The sequence below is a fragment of the Sphingomonas sp. KR3-1 genome, from assembly GCF_040049295.1.
Taxonomy (GTDB): domain Bacteria; phylum Pseudomonadota; class Alphaproteobacteria; order Sphingomonadales; family Sphingomonadaceae; genus Sphingomonas.
Genome location: NZ_JBDZDQ010000001.1, coordinates 242487 through 266561, shown reverse-complemented (window position 1 = coordinate 266561; position 24075 = coordinate 242487). Strand labels below are relative to the sequence as shown.

The 24075-nt window shown below is 67.3% G+C and carries 20 protein-coding genes and 1 tRNA gene; 14 read left to right on the top strand and 7 right to left on the bottom strand.

All coding sequences use genetic code 11. The annotated features are described in order from the left end of the window. Positions 1 to 60: 60 nt before the first annotated feature. Positions 61 to 1683 (top strand): trigger factor, encoded by a 1623-nt coding sequence (tig, locus tag ABLE38_RS01420; RefSeq protein ID WP_348972382.1) that lies wholly within the window; start codon positions 61 to 63, stop codon positions 1681 to 1683. A gap of 63 nt (positions 1684 to 1746) precedes the next feature. Here tig and ABLE38_RS01415 read toward each other — a convergent pair whose 3' ends face one another. Next, entirely contained in the window at positions 1747 to 2301 is a 555-nt protein-coding gene (locus ABLE38_RS01415) for a DUF4328 domain-containing protein (RefSeq protein WP_348972381.1), read from the bottom strand. A gap of 128 nt (positions 2302 to 2429) precedes the next feature. On the opposite strand from ABLE38_RS01415, the gene ABLE38_RS01410 reads away from it, so the two are divergent. Further along, on the top strand, positions 2430 to 3359 hold the full coding sequence (locus ABLE38_RS01410) for a glycosyltransferase family 2 protein (RefSeq protein ID WP_348972380.1): 930 nt from the start codon (positions 2430 to 2432) through the stop codon (positions 3357 to 3359). Here ABLE38_RS01410 and ABLE38_RS01405 read toward each other — a convergent pair. Both ABLE38_RS01405 and ABLE38_RS01400 read right to left on the bottom strand, forming a co-directional pair. Then, positions 3349 to 4377 (bottom strand): aldehyde reductase, encoded by a 1029-nt coding sequence (locus ABLE38_RS01405; RefSeq protein ID WP_348972379.1) that lies wholly within the window; start codon positions 4375 to 4377, stop codon positions 3349 to 3351. The genes ABLE38_RS01410 and ABLE38_RS01405 overlap by 11 nt on opposite strands. Then, on the bottom strand, positions 4374 to 5684 hold the full coding sequence (locus tag ABLE38_RS01400) for a hypothetical protein (RefSeq protein WP_348972378.1): 1311 nt from the start codon (positions 5682 to 5684) through the stop codon (positions 4374 to 4376). Before ABLE38_RS01400 ends, ABLE38_RS01405 begins: the two co-directional genes overlap by 4 nt. A gap of 141 nt (positions 5685 to 5825) precedes the next feature. Between ABLE38_RS01400 and ABLE38_RS01395 the strand changes: the two genes are divergently transcribed. The 3 genes from ABLE38_RS01395 (at position 5826) to ABLE38_RS01385 (ending at position 8708) form a co-directional block, all read left to right on the top strand. After that, the gene (locus ABLE38_RS01395) at positions 5826 to 6461 is read left to right on the top strand and encodes an ATP-dependent Clp protease proteolytic subunit (RefSeq protein ID WP_348972377.1); all 636 of its coding nucleotides are present in this window, start codon (positions 5826 to 5828) and stop codon (positions 6459 to 6461) included. 120 nt (positions 6462 to 6581) lie between these two features. Beyond that, positions 6582 to 7838, top strand: coding sequence for an ATP-dependent Clp protease ATP-binding subunit ClpX (gene clpX / locus ABLE38_RS01390; protein ID WP_348972376.1), 1257 nt, complete (start codon positions 6582 to 6584; stop codon positions 7836 to 7838). 177 nt (positions 7839 to 8015) lie between these two features. Next, positions 8016 to 8708, top strand: coding sequence for a hypothetical protein (locus ABLE38_RS01385; protein ID WP_348972375.1), 693 nt, complete (start codon positions 8016 to 8018; stop codon positions 8706 to 8708). On the opposite strand, the gene ABLE38_RS01380 is transcribed toward ABLE38_RS01385, so the two are convergent. Beyond that, positions 8677 to 10134, bottom strand: a complete 1458-nt coding sequence (locus ABLE38_RS01380) for an NCS1 family nucleobase:cation symporter-1 (RefSeq protein ID WP_348972374.1) — start codon at positions 10132 to 10134, stop codon at positions 8677 to 8679. The two genes, ABLE38_RS01385 and ABLE38_RS01380, sit on opposite strands and share 32 nt — an antisense overlap. Before the next feature lie 136 nt (positions 10135 to 10270). On the opposite strand from ABLE38_RS01380, the gene ABLE38_RS01375 reads away from it, so the two are divergent. After that, positions 10271 to 10891: a hypothetical protein gene (locus tag ABLE38_RS01375; protein ID WP_348972373.1), complete on the top strand. Its 621-nt coding sequence runs from the start codon at positions 10271 to 10273 to the stop codon at positions 10889 to 10891. Positions 10892 to 11412: 521 nt separating this feature from the next. Here the strand turns inward: ABLE38_RS01375 and ABLE38_RS01370 are convergent. Further along, the gene (locus ABLE38_RS01370) at positions 11413 to 12018 is read right to left on the bottom strand and encodes an isoprenylcysteine carboxylmethyltransferase family protein (RefSeq protein ID WP_348972372.1); all 606 of its coding nucleotides are present in this window, start codon (positions 12016 to 12018) and stop codon (positions 11413 to 11415) included. Between the two features lie 2 nt (positions 12019 to 12020). Continuing rightward, positions 12021 to 13391, bottom strand: coding sequence for a M1 family metallopeptidase (locus ABLE38_RS01365; protein ID WP_348972371.1), 1371 nt, complete (start codon positions 13389 to 13391; stop codon positions 12021 to 12023). Positions 13392 to 14013: 622 nt separating this feature from the next. Here ABLE38_RS01365 and lon point away from each other — a divergent pair. The 6 genes from lon (at position 14014) to ABLE38_RS01335 (ending at position 20583) form a co-directional block, all read left to right on the top strand. After that, complete coding sequence (gene lon, locus ABLE38_RS01360) at positions 14014 to 16410, top strand: endopeptidase La (RefSeq protein ID WP_348972370.1); 2397 nt, start codon at positions 14014 to 14016, stop codon at positions 16408 to 16410. A gap of 167 nt (positions 16411 to 16577) precedes the next feature. Beyond that, complete coding sequence (locus ABLE38_RS01355) at positions 16578 to 16850, top strand: HU family DNA-binding protein (RefSeq protein WP_086129015.1); 273 nt, start codon at positions 16578 to 16580, stop codon at positions 16848 to 16850. A 99-nt stretch (positions 16851 to 16949) separates the two neighbouring features. Next, positions 16950 to 17024, top strand: a tRNA-Val gene (locus tag ABLE38_RS01350). 120 nt (positions 17025 to 17144) lie between these two features. After that, positions 17145 to 17540, top strand: coding sequence for a hypothetical protein (locus tag ABLE38_RS01345; RefSeq protein ID WP_348972369.1), 396 nt, complete (start codon positions 17145 to 17147; stop codon positions 17538 to 17540). 151 nt (positions 17541 to 17691) lie between these two features. Beyond that, positions 17692 to 19758, top strand: a complete 2067-nt coding sequence (locus ABLE38_RS01340; RefSeq protein ID WP_348972368.1) for a M13-type metalloendopeptidase — start codon at positions 17692 to 17694, stop codon at positions 19756 to 19758. Between the two features lie 288 nt (positions 19759 to 20046). Beyond that, positions 20047 to 20583, top strand: a complete 537-nt coding sequence (locus ABLE38_RS01335; protein WP_348972367.1) for a hypothetical protein — start codon at positions 20047 to 20049, stop codon at positions 20581 to 20583. A gap of 158 nt (positions 20584 to 20741) precedes the next feature. Here ABLE38_RS01335 and bla read toward each other — a convergent pair whose 3' ends face one another. Further along, positions 20742 to 21632 carry a subclass B3 metallo-beta-lactamase gene (bla, locus tag ABLE38_RS01330; RefSeq protein WP_348972366.1) on the bottom strand — a complete coding sequence of 297 codons (891 nt, stop codon included), beginning with the start codon at positions 21630 to 21632 and terminating at the stop codon, positions 20742 to 20744. 146 nt (positions 21633 to 21778) lie between these two features. Here bla and ABLE38_RS01325 point away from each other — a divergent pair, with 146 nt between their 5' ends. After that, positions 21779 to 22663, top strand: a complete 885-nt coding sequence (locus tag ABLE38_RS01325; RefSeq protein WP_348972365.1) for a DMT family transporter — start codon at positions 21779 to 21781, stop codon at positions 22661 to 22663. 131 nt (positions 22664 to 22794) lie between these two features. Beyond that, on the top strand, positions 22795 to 24054 hold the full coding sequence (locus tag ABLE38_RS01320; RefSeq protein WP_348972364.1) for an amidohydrolase family protein: 1260 nt from the start codon (positions 22795 to 22797) through the stop codon (positions 24052 to 24054). Positions 24055 to 24075: the final 21 nt, after the last annotated feature.

Below are 24075 nucleotides of genomic sequence, written 5' to 3'. Positions count from 1 at the left end.
GTTTGCCCGCGTCACCGGACGCCGCGACTCCTATTCTTGAAGTTTGGAAGCCGAAGAAAAATGCAGACTGTCGAGACGTTGAACGAGGGCCTGAAGCGCGCCTACACGTTGAAGATCACTGCCAAGGACATCGACAAGAAGGTCGATGCCGAGGTCAAGCGGGTCGCTCCGCAGGTGCGCATGCCGGGCTTCCGCCCGGGCAAGGTGCCGGCGAACCTGGTTCGCAAGATGCATGGCGAGGCGATCGCGCAGGACGCGCTGAACAACTCTATCCAGGAAGGCGTGCAGAAGCTGATCGCCGATCACAAGCTGCGCCCTGCGGTGTCGCCGTCGGTCAGCCTGGAAGGCGAATATGCGCCCGGCAAGGACGCAGAGGTCAAGGTCGAGCTCGAAGTGCTCCCCGACGTCCCGACGCCCGCGATCGACACGCTCAAGCTCGAGCGCCTGACCGTTCCGGTCAGCGACGACGAGGTCAACGAGCAGCTCAAGCAGCTCGCCGGCCAGCAGAAGGCGTTCACCGACGCCCCGGCCAAGCACAAGGCCGCCACCGGCGACCAGGTGGTGATGGACTTCGCCGGCTCGGTCGACGGCGTCGCGTTTGACGGCGGCACCGGCGAGGGCATGGCAGTCGAGATCGGCTCGGGCCGCCTGATCCCGGGCTTCGAGGACCAGCTCGTCGGCGTGAAGGCGGGCGACGAGAAGACGATCGACGTCACCTTCCCGGCCGATTACGGCGTGCCCGACCTGGCCGGCAAGCCCGCCCAGTTCGCGCTCAAGATCACCGCGGTGCAGACCGCCGGCGAGACCGAGATCAACGACGATTTCGCCAAGACGCTGGGCCTGCAGAGCCTCGAGCAGCTCACCGGCCTGCTCAAGGGCCAGCTCGAGCAGCAGCTCAATGGCCTGACCCGCACCTATATGAAGCGCAAGCTGCTCGACCAGCTGGCGGCCGGCCATGACTTCGAGGTTCCGCCCTCGATGGTCGACGCCGAGTTCGACCAGATCTGGCACCAGCTCCAGCACGAAGCCGAGCATGAGGCCGATCCGGCCGCGGCCAAGGCCGAGCTCGAAGCCGAGCGCGAAGACTATGTGAAGATCGCCGAGCGCCGCGTGCGCCTGGGCCTGCTCCTCTCGGAGATTGGCACCGCCAACGGCGTAGAGGTCAGCTCGCAGGAGATGAACCAGCTCATCGCCCAGGCGGCGGCGCAGTATTCGCCGAACGACCGCGAGCGCTTCTACCAGTATGTCCGCAACGAGCCGATGGCCGCCGCCCAGCTGCGCGCACCGCTGTTCGAGGACAAGGTGGTCGACTATCTGTTCGACAAGGCCGAGATCAGCGACCGCGAAGTGAGCCGTGACGAGCTGGAAGCCGCGATCGAGTCCGACGAGGGCTTCGACACCGGCACGCATCATCACGACCACGACAACCACAAGCCGCGCGCCAAGAAGGCGAAGACCGAGGACGGCGAGGCCAAGGCCGAGAAGAAGCCGGCCGCCAAGGCGAAGAAGGCCGAGAAGGCCGATGTCGAGCCGGCGGCTGCTGGCGACGAGCTCGTCGAGGCCGAGCCGGTGAAGAAGGCAGCGACCAAGAAGGCGCCGGCCAAGAAGGCCGAAGCCGAGACCGCGGAAGAGGCTCCGGCCAAGCCCGCGAAGAAGGCACCGGCGAAGAAGAAGGCCGACTGAGGCTTCTTCTCACCCGAGACATTCAAGGGCCCTCGCTCCAGCCGGAGCGGGGGCCTTTGCTTTTCAGGCGAAGACCTCGGCAACTTCCTCGGGCACCATCCGCGCCTGCGCGCGGGCGATCTGATGAATCATCGGGATCGCCAGCGCTGCCAGCCCGATGTCGGCAAGCGCCGTCAGGTCGATCAGGGCGACACTTGGGAAGCGCGCATTGGCCGAGGCGAGGATGTTGGCCGCCAGCCAGAAGGCCCACCAGGTGGAGACCAGTGGCGGCGTGATGGTGTATTCGGTCTCGCCATGGCTGGCATTCCACAGCTCGCGCATGCCTTGGAACGGCTTGAAGAGGTTGGCGATCGGCACCGCGAACCACCAGATGCGCGCACCCGGCGTGAATTCCAGATCCTGATAGCCGACGCGCAGCAGGTTGCTGCCCGCCCGGTAGATCCAGACGCTGAACAGGATGATCGTCGCGATCTTGAGCATCCACATGCTCGTATCGAACTGGTCCGCGATCGGCATCAGGCTCGTCGCGAAGAAGCTCGGAAAGAACTGCACCGTGACTGCCACGAACGGCATGTTGAGCGCGTCGATCACCACCATGATGGTAACAACCCAGGTCAACAGTTTGAGATTGCTGTGCCCCATCCTCGATTCCCCCTTGAGATCGGCAGGATGATGCGCAGCCGAAACGGTGGCGTCAAAGGCGAAAAGCTATCGAACCGTAACCAATTCGGCCCTATGGCAGGCGCATGAGCCAGCCGTCCGTCGCCGTCATCCTGCCCTGCTACAACGAAGAAGCCGCCATCGCGCAGACGATCGAGGCGTTCCGCACCGCGCTGCCGGGCGCGACCATCTATGTGTACGACAACAACAGCCGCGACCGGACGATCGAAGTCGCCCGCGCCGCCGGCGCCGTGGTCCGCAGCGAGCGGATGCAGGGCAAGGGCAATGTCGTGCGCCGGATGTTCGCCGATATCGAGGCCGACATCTATGTGATGGCAGACGGCGACGCGACCTATGACGCGGCCTCGGCGCCGGCGATGGTCGCGCGGGTGGCGGAAGAGGGGCTCGACATGATCGTCGGCACCCGCGTGCACGAGGAGGCCGAGGCCTATCGCCGCGGCCATGTGCTCGGCAACCGGCTGATGACCGGCATCCTCGCCAGCCTGTTCGGGCGCAGCTTCACCGACATCTTCTCGGGCTACCGCGTCTTCTCGCGCCGCTTCGTGAAGAGCTTCCCGGTGCTTTCCGCCGGGTTCGAGATCGAGACCGAGATCAGCGTCCATGCGCTCGAGCTCAAGATGCCCGTCGGCGAAGTGGAGACGCGCTATTTCGCCCGGCTCGAGGGCTCCGAATCGAAGCTCAACACCTATCGCGACGGCTGGCGCATCCTGAAGACGATCGCCGTGCTCTACCGGATCGAGCGGCCGATGCTGTTCTTCGGCTGGATCGCCGCGGTGTTCGCCGCGCTCGCCGTGGGGCTGAGCATCCCGCTGGCGCTGACCTGGGTGCATACCGGGCTGGTGCCGCGCTTCCCGACCGCGATCCTGGCGACCGGGCTGATGATCCTCGCCTTCCTCAACCTGTTCACCGGGCTGATCCTCGACACGGTGGTGCGCGGGCGGCGCGAGGTGCGCCGGCTCGCCTATCTGGCGCAACCGGGGCCGCTCAAGCCTTAACCAGTCCCAAATCGATCAGGCTGTGCGCCGTCGCGAGGATCGCTTCCTCGTTCGAGCGCGGCTGCCAGCCGAGCAGGCGGCGGGCCTTTTCGTTGCTGGCGTTGGACTGGATGCCGAGGCGGGGTGCCGCCTCGCGCGCCATCGGATTGAACAGCGCCATGATCCGCACGAGCCAGCTGGGCACGCGGCGGCGGGTGATCTTCGCGGCCGCCGGGCCGAGGCCGGCGCGCAGCACCTCGGCCATTTGCGGGATCGACATCGCCGGGCCGGCCACCGCCAGGAAGCGCTCGCCTGCGGCATCGGGATTGGTCATCGCCTCGACCTGGAGCCAGGCGACGTCGCGGACATCGACCACGCCGAACCACAGGTCGGGCAGCCCGGGCATCTGGCCCTCGAGCATCGACTTGACCAGCCAGATCGAGGTGGAGAGATCGTCGTTGAGTGCCGGCCCGAAGATGCCGACCGGATTGACCACCGCCAGCTCGAGCCCCTTGCCCTCGCCGGTGACGAAGTCCCAGGCGGCGCGCTCGGCAAGTGTCTTGGACTTCATATAGGGCTGGACGGCGGGGCCGTTCACATCGGTCCAGTCCGCCTCGGTATAGTCGGTGTGGCGCTGGCCCTGACCATAGCCGATCGCGGCGAAGCTGGAGGTGAGCACGACGCGCTTCACGCCCGCGGCATGCGCGGCGCGGAGCACCCTGAGCGTGCCTTCGCGGGCCGGGCGAATCAGCTCCTGCTCGTCCTTGGGCTGGTTGGGCGGGAAGGGGGAGGCGACATGCTGGACATAGTCGCAGCCCGCCACCGCCTCGGCCCAGCCGTCGTCCTTCTCCAGGTCGGCGGCGAAGAAGCGCAGCCGGCTGGTGTCGGCGCCGGCCCTTTCGAGCGTCGCGCGGACCTGGGGCTCGCGTGACAGGCTGCGTACGGTGGTGCGCACCTCATGCCCCGCCGCCAGCGTTTGGAGGAGGACGTGGCTGCCCACAAAGCCGGAGCCGCCGGTGACCAGGACGGTGTTTGTCATCGCGCGATCATGGGCCCGCGCCGCAGCGCCGGCAAGGTGGTGAAAAGGTCAGCGAACAGCCGGGCGGCGAGGAAGGCTAGCAGCGGCCAGACGACATAGCCATAGCGCGGGATCGGCAGGACGAGCGCGTAGGGCAGGCCGGCAAGCGCGAGGTAGAGCGCGAACAGCCCGTAGAAGCGCCGCCGCCGGACCAGGCCGATGGCGAGCCCGAGCAGGCCGAAGGCGGCGACGAGGCGGATCATCTCGATCCGCAGGTTGGGAAAGGCGCCCCAATTTGTCAGCGCGCCCTGCCAGCGATCGGGGAAATAGAATTGGCGATAATGGCGCAGCGCCAGCCGGGCGAAGTCGAGCGGGTGCGCGGCGATCCAGCCGCGGGTCTCGCGGCCGAGCGCCGCCGCATAGGCGACCTCACCACCCGCGGCGCGCAGCCGGGCCTGGACGGCGGGGTTGCGATAGGGATGGATCGCCTGCATCCGCGCCACGCCCTCGGCGCGGGGATCGGCGGGGTCGAGCGCCCCCGGGTAATTGGCCATCGCCATCTCGAGCCCGAGATTGTCGCGGAGCAGCACCGGGCTGCCCATCACCTGCGCGTTGCGCAGCACCCAGGGCGCGAGGACCAGCGCCAGCGCCGCCGCTGCAGTGGCGGCGAAGGCCAGCGCCTGGGGCAGGGGCAGGCGGCGCAGCGCGAGCCAGGCCCAGCAGGCATCGATCGCGAGGCCGGTGGTGGGGCTGACCAAGAAGGTCAGGGCAGAGAGTGCCGCCCCGATCAGCAGCGGTTGCGGGGCTATCGTCTCGCGCTGCTCGATCGTGACGATCAGCCACAGATTGGCGAGCGCGAGCAGGGTCGCCAGCCCGCCTTCCCAGACACGGAAGTCCGCGGCTTCCTGCACGATATGTCCGGGAAGCAGGCAGGCCAGCACCAGCCCGCCGACGATCGCGGCGGGCTGCCATCCGGCGCCGGCGAACAGTGCGCGGGCGAGCAGCCAGATCAGCGCGAGCTGGGCCAGCGTCCACAGGCTCAGCACCAGGCCCGCCCAGGCCGAATCGCCGAAGACATGCTGCACGGCGCCGGCGAGCACCACGCTGGCCGGCATCAGGTGCGCAGTGGGGCCGGTGCCGGGGCCGAAGGCGTCGGCGATCGTGCCGGTCCGCGCCAGGGCGGCCGCCGCGCCGCTCGCCTCGCCCAGGTCGAAGGGGGCGAGCAGACCGCGCACCAGCACCAGCCAGACGAGGCGCAGCGCCAGCCCGGCGAGGATCAGCCCCGCCGCCGCCTTGCGCGTCGCCTCCAGCGCGTCCCTGGCCTGCATTCCCGTGATGACACCCTCCCCGGAGCCGGTCGTAGCGGCGTAACCATAACCAAGGCTTGAACTCCGCACGTCAAGCGCCGATGTTGGTCGGGCCAAAACACCATAACGAGAAAATCATCCATGCATCCGCTTTCCGGTCAGATGACCATTGATCCCGTCACCGGCGGTCTCGTTCCCATCGTTATCGAGCAGTCGAGCCGCGGCGAGCGCAGCTTCGACATCTATTCGCGCCTGCTGCGCGAGCGCATCGTCTTCGTGACCGGCCCGGTCGAGGACCATATGGCCTCGCTGATCACCGCCCAGCTGCTCTTCCTCGAGTCCGAGAACCCGAAGAAGGACATCTGGATGTACATCAACTCGCCGGGTGGCGTGGTGACCGCCGGCATGGCGATCCACGACACCATGCAGTATATCCGTCCGCGCGTCGGCACGGTCTGCATCGGCCAGGCCGCCTCGATGGGCTCGTTCCTGCTCGCCTCGGGTGAGCCGGGCCTGCGCGTGGCGCTCACCAATGCCCGCATCATGCTCCACCAGCCCTCGGGCGGCGCGCAGGGCATGGCGTCGGACATCGAGATCCAGGCCCGCGAGATCCTGCGCATCCGTGCGCGGATGAACGCGCTCTATGCCAAGTATACCGGCCAGCCGATCGAGAAGATCGAGACGACGATGGACCGCGACAGCTTCTTCGAGGCCGAGGAAGCCAAGGCGTTCGGCGTGGTCGACGAGGTTTACGAGAAGCGGCCGACCCCGTCTGACGGCGAGGCTTCGGCAGCCTGATTGTCAGTAGGTGCTTAAGGAGTCTGGCGTAATAGCCAGATTCCGACTTTGCCGGAGTACCACCCGCGTGTAGGATGGCGGGTGGCGTAATGTGCGCGCGGCGCACCAAGGATGGATTGAATGACCAAGCTCAGCGGCGGTGACTCGAAGAGCACGCTCTATTGCTCGTTCTGCGGCAAGTCGCAGCACGAAGTACGCAAGCTCATCGCGGGCCCGACCGTGTTCATCTGCGACGAGTGCGTGGAGCTCTGCAACGACATCATTCGTGAAGAGACCAAGTCCGCGCTCGTCAGCAAGAAGGACGGCGGGGTCCCGACGCCGCAGGAAATCTGCGACGTCCTCGACGATTATGTGATCGGCCAGAAGCGTGCCAAGCGCGTGCTCTCGGTGGCGGTGCACAACCACTACAAGCGCCTGAACCACGGCGCCAAGGGTGCGGACGTCGAGCTTTCGAAGTCGAACATCCTGCTCGTCGGCCCCACCGGCTGCGGCAAGACGCTGCTGGCGCAGACGCTGGCGCGCATCCTCGACGTGCCGTTCACGATGGCCGATGCCACCACGCTCACCGAAGCCGGCTATGTCGGCGAGGACGTGGAGAACATCATCCTCAAGCTGCTCCAGGCCTCCGACTACAATGTCGAGCGGGCGCAGCGCGGCATCGTCTACATCGACGAGATCGACAAGATCAGCCGCAAGGCCGAGAACCCGTCGATCACCCGCGACGTGTCGGGCGAGGGCGTGCAGCAGGCGTTGCTCAAGCTGATGGAAGGCACCACCGCCAGCGTTCCGCCGCAGGGCGGCCGCAAGCATCCGCAGCAGGAATTCCTGCAGGTGGACACGACCAACATCCTGTTCATCTGCGGCGGCGCCTTTTCGGGCCTCGAGAAGATCATCGGTGACCGCCTGCAGGGCAAGTCGATCGGCTTCGGCGCGCATGTCGCCGCGCCGGATGAGCGCCGCACCGGCGAGATGCTCAAGCAGGTCGAGCCGGAGGATCTGCTCAAGTTCGGCCTGATCCCCGAGTTCGTCGGTCGTCTGCCGGTGATCGCTACGCTTGAGGACCTCGACGTCGAGGCGCTGATCAAGATCCTGACCGAGCCGAAGAACGCGCTTGTGAAGCAGTATCAGAAGCTGTTCGACATGGAGGGCGTGAAGCTCGGCTTCAACGACGATGCGCTGACGGCGGTCTCGAAGAAGGCGATCGAGCGCAAGACCGGCGCCCGCGGCCTCCGCTCGATCCTCGAGGGCATCCTGCTCGACACGATGTTCGACCTGCCGTCGATGGACGGGGTGGACGAGGTCGTGGTCGACAAGGACGTGGTCGGCGGCTCGAAGGAGCCGGTGCGCGTCTATGCCAAGAAGGAAAAGGCGGGCTGAGCGTAGCGCCTTAGCTTCGGCTGAAATCTGGAAGGCCCTTCCCGGAAGCGGGGAGGGCCTTCTGCTTTTGCGCCCTTGTCGTCATCCCCGCGAAGGCGGGAATCCGGGGTACCAAAAGCGGCGTCCTTCGCCACTCTGGATCCCCGCCTTCGCGGGGATGACGGAAGAAGGAGGATGATGCAGACTGCCCCCATGCGGCGGGGGCTGACCAGGACCGACAGACTCGCCGCCCGGCAGGCGCGGCGCCGGCATGTCCGCTTTCGCCACGCCTTCATTTGGCTGCTGGTCGGCGCAGTGGTCTATGGCGTGGCGCTGGCGTTCGCGATCCTGCTCTACCCAGACCCCAAGGACGTGCTGGCGCCGGTGATCGGGCCCAGCCTCTATCTGACGCCGCTGTTCGGGCTGCCCTATCTGTTCGCCAGCGTCCGGCAGCGCGGCTGGGTGCAGCGCGTCGTCTATTTTGCCGCGGTGCTGCCGCTCGCGCATGTCGTGGCGAACTACCTGGCCTGGCGGCACGCGCTGCTGAGCTTCTCGCTCGAGCCCGACCCCCAGGCCTATCTGCGCGACCTCGGCACCGGCGCGGTGGGCGGCTTCGCCGGCGGCGCGCTGGCGCTGGTGCTGCTGGTCCCACTGCGGCTGGTGCCGCTCGGCGCTGCCAACCGCACGATCATCGCGCTCGGCATCGTCGCGCTGACCGCGCTCGCCGCGCTCGGCATGGCGCAGGGGCTGATGTTCACCAACGCGCTAGACTATCCGCTCAGGTCGGCGCGCTTCGTCTTCTGGTTCGAGTGCATCCATCTGCCCTGGCAGGCCTGCCTGGCCTTCTTTCTCGCCTGGCTCATGCGGGTTGGGCGGCGGGACGTGGGCTGAGCCGCATCAGCGCGGTGTAGACGAGCAGCGCGATGCCCAGCCCGACGAACCACGCCCAGGTGTAGATCGCCATCCAGGCCGGGCCGACCGTGATCGCCTTGGGCGCGGCGGTGGCGAGGAAGCCGGGCAGATTGGGCAGCACGCCCGCGGCGAAGGCGGCGAGCGCCGCCGGGTTCCAGCCGCGGCGATAGCGATAGGCGCCGTCCGCGCGGTAGAGATCGTCCACCGCGAGCCGGGTGCGGCGGATCAGCCAGTAGTCGGCGATCAGGATCCCGGCGATCGGGCCGAGCAGCGCCGAATAGCCGGCCAGCCACACGAAGATATAGCCGCCGGAGGACTCGAGCAGCTTCCACGGCATGATCAGGACGGCGAGCGCGGCGGTGATCATCCCGCCGGTGCGATAGCTGATCCGCGCCGGCCACAGCGACGAGAAGTCATAAGCGGAAGAGACCAGGTTGGCGGCGATGTTGCACGAGATGGTGTCGATGCTGATCACGACCAGCCCGAGCAGCACCAGCGGCCCCTCGAACCGGCCGGAGAGCGCGACCGGATCCCAGATCGCCTCGCCATAGATGACGACGGTGGCGCTGGTGGTGATGACGCTGGCGAGCGCGATCAGCCCCATCATCGGTGGCAGGCCGATCGACTGGCCGATCAGCTGGTCCCGCTGCGAGCGCGCGAAGCGGGTGAAATCGGGGATGTTGAGCGCCAGCGTCGCCCAATAGCCGATCATCGCGGTAAGCGCCGGCCAGAACACGCTCCAGAACTGCCCCGCCCTGGCGCCGCCGGCCACGAAGGCGGAAGGCGCGTGGAAGATCGGGCCGAGTCCGCCCGCCGCGTCGATCGCCCACCAGACCAGCGCGATGCAGACGAGGATCTTCACCGGCGCGGTCCAGGTCTCCAGCCGGCGGATGGTAAGCAGGCCCTTGCGCACGAAGAAGAGCTGGAGCGTCCAGAAGGCGAGAAAGGCGGCAAGCTGGCCGATCCCGATGCCGAGCACGGGGAGCCGGCTTCCGCGCAGATCGACCTTCAGCAACACGCCGAGCAGCGTCAGCAATGCCTCGCCGCCGATCCAGGTCTGGATGCCGTACCAGCCACAGGCGACCAGCGCGCGGGCAAGCGCGGGCAGCCGCGCGCCGCTGGTGCCGAACGAGGCGCGGACGAGCACCGCATAGGGGATGCCGTGGCGGGCGCCGGCATGGCCGATCAGCAGCATCGGGATCAGCACGATGACGTTGCCGAGCAGCACGGTGAAGGCGGCCTGGCCGGCGGACATGCCCTGCTCGACCAGCCCGGCGGCGAGCATCCAGGCGGGCACCGCGACGATCATCCCGACCCAGAGCGCGGCATAGTGATACCAGGCCCAGCTGCGCTGCCCGGGCCCGGTCGGCGCGAGGTCCGGATTCCACAGGCTCTGGTCGGTCAATATGCGTCCCCCAAGATGCTTCCCCAAGCGGCTGGAATGTCGCGCGAACTTCGCTGCGCTGCAAGATCGACTTTTGTTGACGCGACTCAAGTTGAGGCGCACGCTTGGTGTATTAGCCGGATAGAGGAGGGTTCCTATGTCTGAAGCTGCAATCCTCGCGGACGAAGATCCCCGCGAGTATCACTCGTCGTTCAATCTTGCGCTCGATTCTGCCGCGGGCACGGCTTTCAAGTGGCTTGTCCTGGGGCATCTGCTCTTCATCGCGGGGTTGAGCGTACTCACCCTGGCGAATGTCGCCAATGCGGGGCTTTGGATCACGCCTTTGCTTACCTTGCCCCTGGTCTGGGCCGGGCGGAGCCACAAGCTGGTGATGAAGGTCGCGGTGCTGGTGATCGGCGTCACCTTCGCGCACTGGGCGGCGGTGCAACTGGCGGGGCAGGTCAACGCGATCGCCGATCCGATACGCTCGGGCCTGATCGGCGGCGGCGTGGGCGCCGGGCTCGCGCTGCTGCTGGTGCTGGTCACCGGGCTGGGCCGGCCGGGCATCGCCTCGGTGGTATTCGCGGTGTTCGGCACGGCGATGCTTGCCGGGCTCGGCGCGATGGTCGTCTACCTCTACATGACGACCGGATCGAGCAACGACGCGTTCCCGAGCAACTGGCTGCAGCTGCTCAAGATCTACACGCCGTGGCAGATCGGCTTCGGCTTCGTGCTGGCGAAACTGCTGCGGCCCGATGGCGGGATGCCGGAGGACTGAAGCCCTGCGTTCGACGGGGAGCTCACCATTGCACGTCGTTGCGATAGGTAGCCGGCAAGGGTGTGCCCTCGCTCGAGCGCGCCGCTACGAAACGTGCGCGTTGCGATAGCAGATCGCAGATGCGCTCATCGGTCGGGGCATCGCCGCTCGATTCGAGTGCCTGACAGCGCGTGGCCTGTCCTCGTGTGCCCACGTCCAATGCGAATCTCATGTGCCCCGATCCGCCGCTGAGCGACGCGCCGGCGAGCCACTTGGCGCGGTCGATCGGTGTCAGGCGGCGTGCCTTGGCGTTGCGGGCGAGTGCCTGGCGGCAAAGCGGGGCGAAGTCCGCAGGAATGGGCGATCCCGCTCGCGAGATGCAATCGACCAGGCGACCGCTTTTATCCGAGTAGAGCGCGATATCATCTGGGAGGCCCGTCCGGTCGAGCCACGGTTTTGGGGTTGGGATGTGGCCGGCGCGGGGGCAGTTTGGAACGAGAACAGCGTCGCTATCGAGAGCATCAGGATCAACGTCAATTTCCTCAGACCAGCCCGGGAACGAAGCGCTTCACGCGCGCCGCATAGGCGTCATAAGCGGTGCCGAACTGCGCGCGGAGGAGCTTTTCCTCGCGGCTGACGCGCATCCAGGTGCCGATCCAGTAGAGCGGCACTGCCAGGAGCAGGGCCCGCCAATGCCCGAGCGCCAGCGCCATCACCAGGATCCAGACGAACAGCGCGACATAGATCGGGTTGCGGACCAGCGCGAAAGGCCCCCAGGTAACGAGCTGGTGATCGTCCCGCGTGCGCGCCACGATCGCCCAGTTGCTTCCCATCGCCCGCGACGAGGCGAAGAACAGCCAGATCACGCCGACGATCGATCCCAGCACCAGCGCCGTCTCCCCGATCGCAAGCGCGTCGGGCGGGCCGATCACCAGGCGCAGCGGACCGAAGCCGACCAGGAGAAAGCCGAGCGCCTGCACGGCTACGCCGCGCATCGAGCTCGAATCGCGGCCCTGGGTCACTTCGCTGCCCGCCGGTCCGCGCCGGCTTCGCGCGATCAGCAGCACCGCGACCCAGACGAACAGGCTGCCGAACAGCGCGACGACCGCATAGATGCTGGTGGGCTCGGGATGGACCAGTGCGAGCATGCTCACCTCCGATATGCGTAGCGTTGATAGGCCTCGACCGCGGCCGAATATTTGAGGATGCGAGAGTCCGGATCGACGATCACATGCGCGTCCGCCGGCAGCTTCACCGTCGCGGTGCCGCCCGGCATGTCGATCTTCTTCACCTTGCCGTCGATCGAGACTTCCACCGGCAGCGGGAAGGGCTTGTCGCCCGCCGTCTTCCAGCGGAGCACCAGCGTGTCGCCCTGGCGATTCTCTGTCAGCTCGGGCAGCGGCGCCTGGTAGAGATAGACGTCGAAGAACCATTGCAGGTCCTTGCCCGACACCTGGTTCACGATCGTGATGAACTCGGGCGTGGTGGCGAAGCGCGGGGTGAAATTGCCGGGCTTGGGATCGGGGCGGCCATAGACAAGCCGGCGCGTCGCCTCGAAGAACTTGTCGTCGCCGATCAGGTTCCTGAGCGTGTGGAGCACCCAGGCGCCCTTGACGTAGATGTCCTGGCCGGGGCCGCCATTCTTCTCCTCATAGACCTGCTCCTCGGTGCGGATCTGGCCGGAGACGATCGGCGCGGTGTTGGTGATCGCGAGGCGGAAATCCTCCATCATGATCGCATAGCGGGCCTCGCCCTCGCGCCAGCGGCCATAGAGCGGCTGCATGTACTGGGCGAAGCCCTCGTGCAGCCAGTAATCGTCCCAGTTCTGCGCCGACATCTGGTTGCCGAACCATTCATGGCCGAGCTCGTGCTGGAAGATCTCGTCGAAGCCCGAGGGGTATTGCTTGTAGTTGTTGCCGTACGCGTTGATCGTCTGGTGCTCCATGCCGAGGTGCGGCGTCTCGGCGACGCCCACCTTCTCGTCGCCCCACGGATAGGGTCCGATCACGCTTTCGTAGAAATCGAGCGAGGGTGCGAATTCGGCGAACAGCTTCGCCGCCTTTTCGTCGCGACCGGGCAGGTACCAATATTGCATCGGGATCGTGTTGCCGAAGCGGCTCCTGTAGTCGGCCTGGAGCAGCTTGTAGGGCGCGATCTGCAGTGTCACCGAATAGGGATTGGGGCTGCGCGTGTGCCAGTTCCAGGTCGAGCGGCCATCGGGCAGCTCCTGCGTGCTGACCAGCCTGCCATTGCCCGCCACCTTCAGCCCCTTGGGCACGGTGATGTGCATGTCGACCACGTCCGGCTCACCGCGTGGGAAGTCGAGGCAGGGCCAGAACAGGTCGCAGCCATAGCCTTCGGCCGTGCTGGCGACCCAGGGCTCGCGGTCCGGCCCCGGGGTCTTGGCCCAGACCATGCCGTCGTCCCAGGGCGCGCGCACCGCGACGTGCGGCGTGCCGCCATAGCTGATCCGCACCACCGCCTTGCCGCCGGCCTTGAGCGGGCGGGGCAGGGTGACCATCAGCCGGCCCTCGGGATTGGCCCATTCCTTGGGCGTCAGCGGCTTGCCGTCGACGCTGACCGCCGTGACGGGCAGGTTCCGGTCGAGGTCGATCTGGAGGATCTTTTGCGGGATCGCGCTGCTGATCGTCAGCGTGCCGACGCCGGCGATGCGCTGGGTGCCGGGGAATACTTCGATCGCCAGATCGGCATGCTCGAGATGAAGCGCGGCGCGCTCGGGGCTGATCGGCCCGCCCGATGCCTGCGTGGTCGGCGTGATCGGCGGCTCGCCGGGCTTTACGGTCTGCGCGGCGGCAGGAGCGGTGGCGAGCGCCAGGGCCGATGCGGCGAGGAACAGCGAAGTGCGGATGGGAGCCTCCTTCAGGCGAAATGCTTTTGCGTCATGCTAACCGGAAATCGGGCGGCCCGGAACGGGTTCGGCGCGGGGCGAGTCGGGGAAATGTCGATTCGCGGCGTCGGCGGCCCATTCTGGCGCCTTACGCTACGTCATGCAGGGAAAACCGCTTGCTCGTGCCGCAATGGGAAGCAACACTCCACAGCCGATCCGCGTTCGATGATTGATGCGGGCTCCTCGACCCCCATATAATGGAGCTGAGGAGCCCTGTACGGGCCCAGGAGTATCCATGAAGCAGTCCTACCCCGTTCTTCCCCTTCGGGACATTGTCGTCTTCCCGCACATGATCGTGCCGCTGTTCGTCGGCCGCGACAAGTCGGTTGCCGCCCTGGAAGCGGCGATGGCCGACGACAAGGAGATCTTCCTCGTCGCGCAGCTCGACCCGGCCGAGGACGATCCCGGCCGCGAAGACCTCTACGATACCGGCGTTTCCGCCGAAGTCCTCCAGCTGCTCAAGCTGCCCGACGGCACCGTGCGCGTGCTCGTCGCCGGCAAGGAGCGCGGCTCGCTGGTGACGATGGAGGAGGGCGGCGCCTTCCTGACCGCGACCGTCGCGCCGATCGACGACGATGCCGTCGAAGGCACCGAGATCCAGGCGCTGATGCGCTCGGTGGTCGATCAGTTCGAGAATTACGCCAAGCTCAACCGCAAGCTGCCGGCCGAGACCGCGGTGCAGCTCGCCGAGCTGGAAGACGCGTCGCGCCTTGCCGACGCGGTTGCCGCCAACATCGCGGTGAAGGTCGCCGAGAAGCAGTCGCTGCTCGTCGAGACCAATCCGATGAAGCGCCTCGAGATGGTGTTCGCCTTCATGGAGGGCGAGCTCGGCGTGCTGCAGGTCGAGAAGAAGATCCGCAGCCGCGTGAAGCGCCAGATGGAGAAGACGCAGCGCGAATATTACCTCAACGAGCAGCTCAAGGCGATCCAGCGCGAGCTGGGCAATGAGGGCGAGGAAGGCGATGGCGACGAGATCGCCGAGCTGACCCAGAAGATCGCCACGCTCAAGCTCTCGAAGGAAGCCCGCACCAAGGCGCAGGCCGAGCTCAAGAAGCTCAAGACCATGGCGCCGATGAGCGCCGAGGCCACGGTGGTGCGCAACTATCTCGACGTGCTGCTGGGCCTGCCCTGGGGCAAGAAGTCGAAGCTCAAGAAGGACATCGCCGAGGCGCAGGGCGTGCTCGACGAGGACCATTACGCGCTCGAGAAGGTCAAGGACCGGATCGTCGAGTATCTCGCGGTCCAGGCGCGCACCAACAAGCTGAAGGGGCCGATCCTGTGCCTCGTCGGCCCGCCGGGCGTCGGCAAGACCTCGCTGGGCAAGAGCATCGCCAAGGCGACCGGGCGCGAGTTCATCCGCCAGTCGCTGGGCGGCGTGCGCGACGAGGCCGAGATCCGCGGCCATCGCCGCACCTATATCGGCTCGCTGCCGGGCAAGATCGTGTCGAACCTGAAAAAGGCCGGCACCAGCAACCCGCTGTTCCTGCTCGACGAGATCGACAAGCTCGGCCAGGACTTCCGCGGCGATCCCGCCTCGGCGCTGCTCGAGGTGCTCGATCCGGAGCAGAACAACAAGTTCAACGACCATTATCTGGAGATCGACATCGATCTCTCGGACGTGATGTTCGTGTGCACGGCCAACTCGCTCAACCTGCCGCAGCCGCTGCTCGACCGCATGGAGATCATCCGGCTCGAAGGCTATACCGAGGACGAGAAGCTCGAGATTGCCAAGGGCCATCTGATCGCCAAGCAGATCGAGGCGCATGGGCTGAAGGACGGCGAGTTCGTCCTTACCGACGAGGGCCTGCGCCAGCTGATCCAGAAGTACACGCGCGAGGCCGGCGTCCGCACGCTCGAGCGCGAGATCGCGCGCCTCGCCCGCAAGGCGCTGCGCAAGATCCTCGAAGGCAAGGCGGAGAGCGTGACGATCACGCCCGAGAACCTCGCCGAATTCGCCGGCGTGCCGAAATACCGGCACGAGCTGGGCGAGGAGGAGAACCAGATCGGCGCGGTCACCGGGCTCGCCTGGACCGAGGTCGGCGGCGAGCTGCTGACCATCGAGAGCGTCACCGTGCCGGGCAAGGGCGCGATCAAGACGACCGGCAAGCTGGGTGACGTGATGAAGGAATCGGTCGAGGCCGCCTTCAGCTTCGTCAAGGCGCGCTCGCCCGCCTATGGGATCAAGCCGAGCCTGCTCCAGCGCAAGGACATCCATGTCCACCTGCCCGAGGGCGCGGTGCCCAAGGACGGCCCTTCGGCGGGCATCGGCCTGGTCACGGCGATCGTCTCGACGCTGACCGGCATCGCCGTGCGCAAGGACATCGCGATGACCGGCGAAGTGACGCTTCGTGGAAGGGTGCTGCCGATCGGCGGGCTGAAGGAGAAGCTGCTCGCGGCGATGCGCGGCGGCATCAAGACGGTGCTCATCCCCGACGAGAACCAGAAGGACCTGGCCGAGATCCCGCAGAATATCCGTGACGCTCTCGAGATCGTTCCGGTCAAGCATGTCGACGAAGTGCTGCGCCTGGCGCTCACCGAGCCGCTGGCGCCGATCGACTGGACCGAGCATGACGAACTGGCGGTGCAGCCGCCGGCGGCGGCGAGCGGTTTGGGAGACCCCCTGCATCATTGATGCAGGGCAAACCTAACCGTTCGGACACCGTAACCTTTTCGTCATGGCGAGCGAAAAGCAGGCTGAAAGGTTTTGACAGCGGTGGCGGGCCCGTGCTGACTTGATCGCTCGGGTCTGCGCCGCGACTCGCGTATTTCTGCGTAATTCTTGAGGGGGAAAGTCACGAAATGAACAAGCAAGAGCTGATCGGCCAGGTGGCCGACACCTCCGGGCTGGGGAAGGGCGATGCGAGCAAGGCCGTCGAGGCCGTGTTCGATGCCATCCAGGCCGCGCTCAAGAAGGGTGATGAGGTTCGCTTGGTCGGCTTTGGCACCTTTTCGGTCAGCAAGCGCAAGGCCTCGACCGGCCGCAACCCGCGCACCCGCGAGCCGATGACGATCAAGGCGTCGAACCAGCCCAAGTTCAAGGCCGGCAAGGGCCTCAAGGACGCGGTCAACTAAGCCGCTCCATTTGCGGGTTTTGGGGCTGGACAGCCGGAGCTGTGCCGCCTAAAGGCCCGCTTCCCATTTCGGCCGCATAGGTTCAACGACCTGGCCAATGGGCGCGTAGCTCAGTGGTAGAGCACACCCTTCACACGGGTGGGGTCGTAGGTTCAATCCCTACCGCGCCCACCATTCAAAAGCCCGTCGGTCCTGGGGACCGGCGGGCTTTTTGTTGCGCCTTCGGCCGAAGGCAGACAGCGCCTGCATCTTCCCTGCATCTGCTTCTGCCAAGTTCGTCAAAAGGGGAGGAGCATGGCCGCCTATCTGAGATCCGCGATTGCAATGGCATTGTCGGTGCAGCTGTCTGCATGTCTGGGCGATTCCGACATGTGCGCAAACGATGTGATCGCGCGGCGCGATGCACCGGGAGGCGGCTTGAGCGCGGTGATGTTCGAGCGCAGCTGCGGCGCAACCACCGGCTTCTCCACCCAGATCTCGATCCTGCGCCGGGGCGAAGTGCCGGTGGGGAAGGGCAATATATTCATCGCGGACGACGATCACGGCGCAGCGGCGCCGGGCGACTGGGGCGGGCCCTGGGCCGAGATGCAGTGGCTCGGCCCGGATCGCCTGCGCATCCGCTATGCTCCCAAGGCCCGGACCTTCCTGCGGCGCGAGGCGATGTCCGGAGTAAAGATAGTATACCGATAGGCGCCACGTTGCCCTTGTCCGGAGGTCTTTTTGTTTCCGCGTGTTTCCGAACCTTCCACGCGCACGTAAGGATATTGCGCGGCCACCGGTGTCGTGACACACCTTCCCCCGACGCGCCTAACCGTCTCGATAAAAACTCGGGGGACCTCCATTGAAGAAAATCCTGCTGCTCGCCACCGCCATGGCCGCGATCGCCGTGCCCGCGATCGGGTTCAGCCAGCAATCCTCGGCGCCCGTCGCCGCCGGTGCCGATGCCGGCGCCACGCGCTACGGCGCCTGGGGCTTCGACCTGACCGGCATGGACAAGAGCGTGAAGCCCGGCGACGACTGGTATCGCTTCGTCAACGGCGCCTGGAACGATCGCACCCAGATCCCGGCCGACCGCTCGTCCTTCGGCGCCTTCGCGGTGCTGCGCGACCTCTCCGAAGTGCGCATGCGCAGCCTGATCTCGGGCTATAGCGCCACGGACACCGCGCATCCGGACCGGATGAAGTCGGCGATCCTCTACAGCGGCTTCATGGACGAGGCGCTGGCCGAGAAGCTCGACGCGCAGCCGCTCGAGCAGCGGCTCGCGCCGGTCAAGGCGGCGGCGAGCAAGGACAACCTTGCGCGGCTGATGGGCGCCTCGGTCGGCGGCTTCGGCGGCAGCTTCTACGGCGTCGGCGTCAGCGACGACGCCAAGAACCCCAATGTCTATGCGCTCAGCCTGCGCCAGTCGGGCCTGGGCCTGGGCGACCGCGACCTCTATCTCGACGCCAAGTTCGCGCCGCAGGTGGCGCGCTACCAGCAATATGTCGCGCAGATGCTCGGCATGGCCGGCTGGGCCGATCCGGAAGCCACCGCCGCCAAGGTGGTCGCGATGGAGACCCAGATCGCCAAGGCGCACTGGACCCGCGTGCAGAGCCGCGACCGCGACAAGACCTACAACCCGACCAGCGTCGCCGAGCTCAAGGCCGCGGCCCCCGGCTTTGGCTGGGATGCATTCTGGGCGGCCGCGGGCCTGACCAAGGCGGACCGCGTGATCGTCTCGCAGAACACCGCGGTTCCGGCGATCGCCAAGGTCTTCGCCGATACCGACCTGGAGACGCTCAAGGCCTGGCAGGCCTTCCGCACCACCGACGATATCGCACCGCTGCTTTCGAAGCGCTTCGTCGATGCGCAGTTCGATTTCCGCTCGAAGTTCCTCAACGGCCAGCCGCAGCAGCGTGAGCGCTGGAAGCGCGGCGTCGGCTTTGTCGAGCGCGCGATCGGCGAAGGCGTGGGCCGCGACTATGTCGCGCTCTATTTCCCGCCGGCCTCCAAGGCGAAGATGGACTCGCTGGTGGCGAACCTGCGCGTCGCGCTCGCCGGGCGGATCAACAACCTCGCCTGGATGAGCCCGGAGACCAAGGCGCAGGCGCAGGAGAAGCTCAAGGGCTTCACCGTCAAGATCGGCTACCCGGACAAGTGGCGCGACTATAGCGCGCTCGAAGTGAAGCCGGGCGACCTGGTCGGCAATGCCGAGCGCGCCAGCCGCTTCGAATGGGATTTCCGCCGCAACCGGCTGGGCGGGCAGGTCGACAAGACGGAGTGGGGCATGACCCCGCAGACGGTGAACGCCTATTACAACTCGGTGAAGAACGAGATCGTCTTCCCGGCCGCGATCCTGCAGCCGCCCTTCTTCGATCCGCAGGCCGACGACGCGGTCAATTATGGCGGCATCGGCGGGGTGATCGGTCACGAGATCAGCCACGGCTTCGACGATCAGGGCCGCAAGTCCGACGGCAATGGCGTGCTGCGCGACTGGTGGACCGCGGAAGACGCCGCCAAGTTCGAGGCCCAGGCCTCGCGGCTCGGCGCGCAGTATGAGGCGTACAGCTTCGAGGGGCTGCCGGGCGTCCACATCAACGGCCGCGCCTCGATGGGCGAGAATATCGGCGACCTCGGCGGCGTGCTGATCTCGCTCGACGCCTATCACACCTCGCTCGGCGGCAAGAAGGCCAAGGTGATCGACGGCTATACCGGCGACCAGCGCTTCTTCCTCGGCTGGGGCCAGGTGTGGCGCACCCTGTTCCGCACCGAGGCACTGCGCCAGCAGCTGGTCAGCGATCCGCACTCGCCGGGCCAGATCCGCGCGATCAACCCGCTGCGCAACGTCGATGCCTGGTACGCCGCGTGGAAGATCACGCCCGACCAGAAGCAGTATGTCGCGCCGGCGGACCGCGTGCGCATCTGGTGAACTGATCGCCTTCGGGTAAGACAAGGCCCGCCGGTCTCGCGACCGGCGGGCCTTTTCATCTGGCGCTACATCCAGGCTGTTCCCCGGCGAAAGCCGGGGCCCGGTTTCGACGAATTTGGCAGGTGGGTGAACCTCTCGAACGAGGTTGCAACTGGGGCCCGGCTTTCGCCGGGGAACTGAATGTCGCTGATGCACCTGCACCTCCTCTGCACGCCGATTCCTCCGAAGCTTGGTTGGCCCATTCGCGCCTGGAAGCGCAGAGCGGTGCCACCCAAGCAGGAGGCAGTCATGGCAGCGCAGACCTATCCCGATCCCCGCACCGGCAAAGGCCTGCGGATCGCCGCGTGGAGCGCGGCAGCCGGGTTGCTGCTCCTGCCGGCGATCGCGATGCAGTTTACCCGCGAAGTCGTCTGGGGGCCGGTCGACTTCCTCGTCGCGGCGGTGCTGATCGGCGGCACGGGCCTGGTGTTCGAGCTGGCGATCCGCGCGCGCACCAGCGGGGCCTATCGCGCCGGCGTGGCGCTGGCGCTGTTCACGGCGTTCCTGACGATCTGGATCAACCTCGCGGTCGGCATGATCGGCGACGAGGGCAATCCGCTCAACCTGCTGTTCGGCGGGGTAGTCGCAGTGGCGGTGCTCGGCGGCTTCCTCGCGCGGTTCCAGCCGGTCGGCATGGCCTGGACGATGGCGGCGACTGCGCTGGTGCAGGCCGCCACCGTGATCCCCGCGCTGACCACGGAGCCGCGCACCGCCGGGCTGATCGCCGGCTTCGCGCTGCCCTGGCTGCTCTCCGCCGCCTTGTTCCGCGCCGCGCGGCGCGATTAAACCGTATCGATTATCAAGGCGGAACTCGAAATCCTCTTTTCCCCGGCGAAGGCCGGGGCCCAGACTTGAAAGTCACGCGCCTTGGCGCGTCTTCGCGTGCACTGCCTAGGCTGGGCCCGGCCTTCGCCGGGGAAAAGCGGGCCGAATGTCAGCACGATCTACTTCGCCCGGCCCGCCTTCTCGTCGGCCAGCCGCTCTGCGAGCGCCTGCTCGGAGCGCGCCGCATAGGCGCGGCACGCGCCGGGATCGAGATAGGGGTTGGGCCGCACGCCACGCGCGAGAGCTGCATATTTCTCGGGACCGCCTGAATTGTCCGGATGCGCGCTGAACAGGATGTCGCAGGGCATCGCGCGCACCCTGGCCTGGGTGGCGCGGAAGCTGGCCACCACCTCGGGATGGCTGGTGAAGCGATAGCCGTCCGCCGCGACCGGATTGAGGCTCGAGCCGAACACCAGCGTCTTGCAGGCACGACCCTCGCAGCTCCGCCAGGTCCAGCTCATGCTCCCCGGCGTATGCCCCGGCGTGGCGCGGGCGGTGACGGTGACGCCGCCCAGCCGGATCGCCGCGCCATCCTGCACCACCCGCACGCGGGAGACGGCAGGGAAGGGCTCGAGCCAGGCGACCTGGGGATCATCGGCGGGGCTGCGGCCGTTGCGCAGTGCCGCGGCGCCCCAGCTGCTCGCCACCACCGTCGCGCCGCTGTCGCGCGCGAGTGCCGCCAGCCCGCCGGCATGATCGAAATGCGGCTCGGTGCTGAGGATCAGCTTCACGTCCTGGATGCGGTAGCCGAGCTGCTGCAGGTGCGCCTCGACGTCGTGCACAGATTGCGGCACCGCGCCGTCGATCAGGATCAGCCCCTTGCCCGTGTCGATCAGGGCTACATTCATTCCCTTGAAGCCGACCAGATAGGTGTTGCTGTATACGCGGATCGGCGCCTGCGGACCGATCCATTTGGCGGCGGCCTCGGGCGCGATCGGGCGAGTGAGCGGGTCGTCCTGCTGGAGCCAGGGCAAGGTGAGGACGGCGGCGAGGAGCAGGATGGGTTTCAAGAGGCGTCTCCCGTTGTTGCCGCGAGATGGCCCGTCGGGGGCGCCCCGCACAAACCAGCATTTCTCGGAGGAGCCATTAGCGGGATTGATGGGTCGGGCGCGCATGCCTAAGCGCAGCTCGGGTATCGGGTGGGAGTAAGCGTAGCGTGCTGTGGGCAGTGGCGACGGTGGCGGCGGCGGGGTTTCAGGTCGGGCGCAACGCGCTCCAGCGCGGAATGATGTCGAACACCGGCCCCTGGGGCGCCACGCTCGTGCGCTTCCTGTTCGGCCTGCCGTTCTCGCTGGCCTTTACCGCGCTGACCTTCGCGCTCAGCCCGCAGCTCGACCCGCAGTTCGGCTGGGAATTCTGGTGGCCGGCGCTGACCGGCGCGCTGGCCCAGGTGATCGCCACCGCCGCGCTGCTGCTCGCGATGCACCATGCCGGCTTCGCGGTGGGCACGGCGCTCCAGCAAAGCTCGGTGCCGCTCGCCGCCACGGTGGGGCTGGTCGTGTTCGGTGACAATCTCTCCGCGCTCGGCTGGGTCGGTGTCGCGGTGACGACGTTCGGGCTCGCCGTGCTGGTCTGGCCCAGAAGGATCGAGGGGGCGCATCACCCGGTGCTCGGCGTCACCTATGGCGTGCTCTCGGGGCTGCTGTTCGGCTTCGCGCTCAATGCCTTTCGCCATGCCGGGCTGCGGCTCGAGCCGCATCATCCCTGGTTCTCGGCGATGGCCTGCGTCGCGATCGTCCAGGCAGTGCAGGCGGTCGGGCTCGGCCTCTATCTGGCGATCCGCGACCGTGCCGCGCTCGCCGCGGTGATCGCCGGGTGGCGCCAGTCGCTCGGGGCGGGGCTGTTCGGCGCGCTGGCGTCGTCGGGCTGGTTCCTGGCGCTCAACCTCGCCCCCGCCGCGGCGGTGCGCGCGCTGGGCGTGATCGAGATGCCGATCGCCGCCGCCGCCGGCCACCGGCTGTTCCGCGAGAAGCTCAGCCTGCGGCAAATGCTCGGCGTGATACTGATCACCGGCGGCGTGGCGATGACGGCGATGTATTGATCGGGTTCGTCACCCGGCGAAAGCCCGGGTCTCAGGCGATGGCGAAGGCAGGAGCCGCAAGAGATCCCGGCTTTCGCCGGGATGACGGCTTGGGGCTGGCGCACCACCTTATGCTTTGCCACTCTCCCGCCATGACCAAGCTCCGCAACCTGCTCGCCGCCGCGTTCCTGCTCGTCCCCGGCATCGCCGCCGCGCAGAAGGCGCCGGTGCTGCTGGTGCCCGACCGCGTGTTCACCGCGACCGACCGCGTCGAGCATCCCGGCTGGAAGGTCCTTGTCGCCGATGGCAGGATCGTCGCGGTCGGACCCGACGTCGCCGCCCCCGCCGGTGCCGAGATACGCGCGCTGCCCGGCACCACGCTGATCCCCGGCATGATCGACCTGCATGTCCACCTGTTCCTCCATCCGTACAACGAGACGAGCTGGAACGATCAGGTGATGAAGGAGCCGCTGGCGCTGCGCACCGCCCGCGCGGTGGCGCATGCGCGCGCGACGCTGATGGCCGGCTTCACCACCGTCCGCGACCTCGGCACCGAAGGGGCAGGGGACGCCGATGCCGGGCTCAAGGCGGCGATCCAGCAGGGCATCGTGCCCGGCCCGCGCCTGCTCATCGCCGATCGCGCGATGGTCGCCACCGGTGCCTATGGGCCCAAGGGCTATGCCTGGGACGTGCCGCAGGGCGCCGAGGAAGTGAGCGGCGAGGGGATCGTCGCCGCCGTCCGCCACCAGATCGCGCACGGGGCCGACTGGGTAAAATTCTACGCAGACTATCGCTGGGGCCCGGGCGAGCCGAGCCGCGCGACCTTTAGCCTCGACGAGCTGAAGGCCGGCGTCGCCGCTGCGCACGATGCCGGGCGCAAGGTCGCGGTGCACGCCAGCACGCCCGAGGGGATGCGCCGCGCGATCCTCGCCGGGGCGGACAGCATCGAGCATGGCAATGACGGCACCGCGGAGGTGTTCGCGCTGATGAAGGGGCATGGCGCGGCCTTCTGCCCGACGCTCGCCGCCACCGACGCGATCACCCGCTATGGCGGCTGGAACGGCAGCGCGCCCGAGCCCGAGGCGATCCGCGCCAAGCGGGCAAGCTATGCCGCCGCGCTCAAGTCCGGCGTGACGATGTGCGTCGGCGGCGATACCGGCGTGTTCGCCCACGGCGCCAATGCCCGCGAGATCGAGTTGATGGCCGGCTGGGGCATGGCGCCGGCGGAGGCGCTATGGACGGCGACCGCGGGCAATGCCGCCATATTGGGAATGTCCGACCGGATCGGCAGCATCGCGCCCGGCCGGATCGCCGATCTGGTTGCGGTGGCCGGCGATCCGCTCAAGGATTTGTCGGCGCTCGAAAATGTCCGGCTCGTGATGCAATCGGGCAACATCGTCACCACGCCATGAACCGTTTCGCGGCCGTAAGGT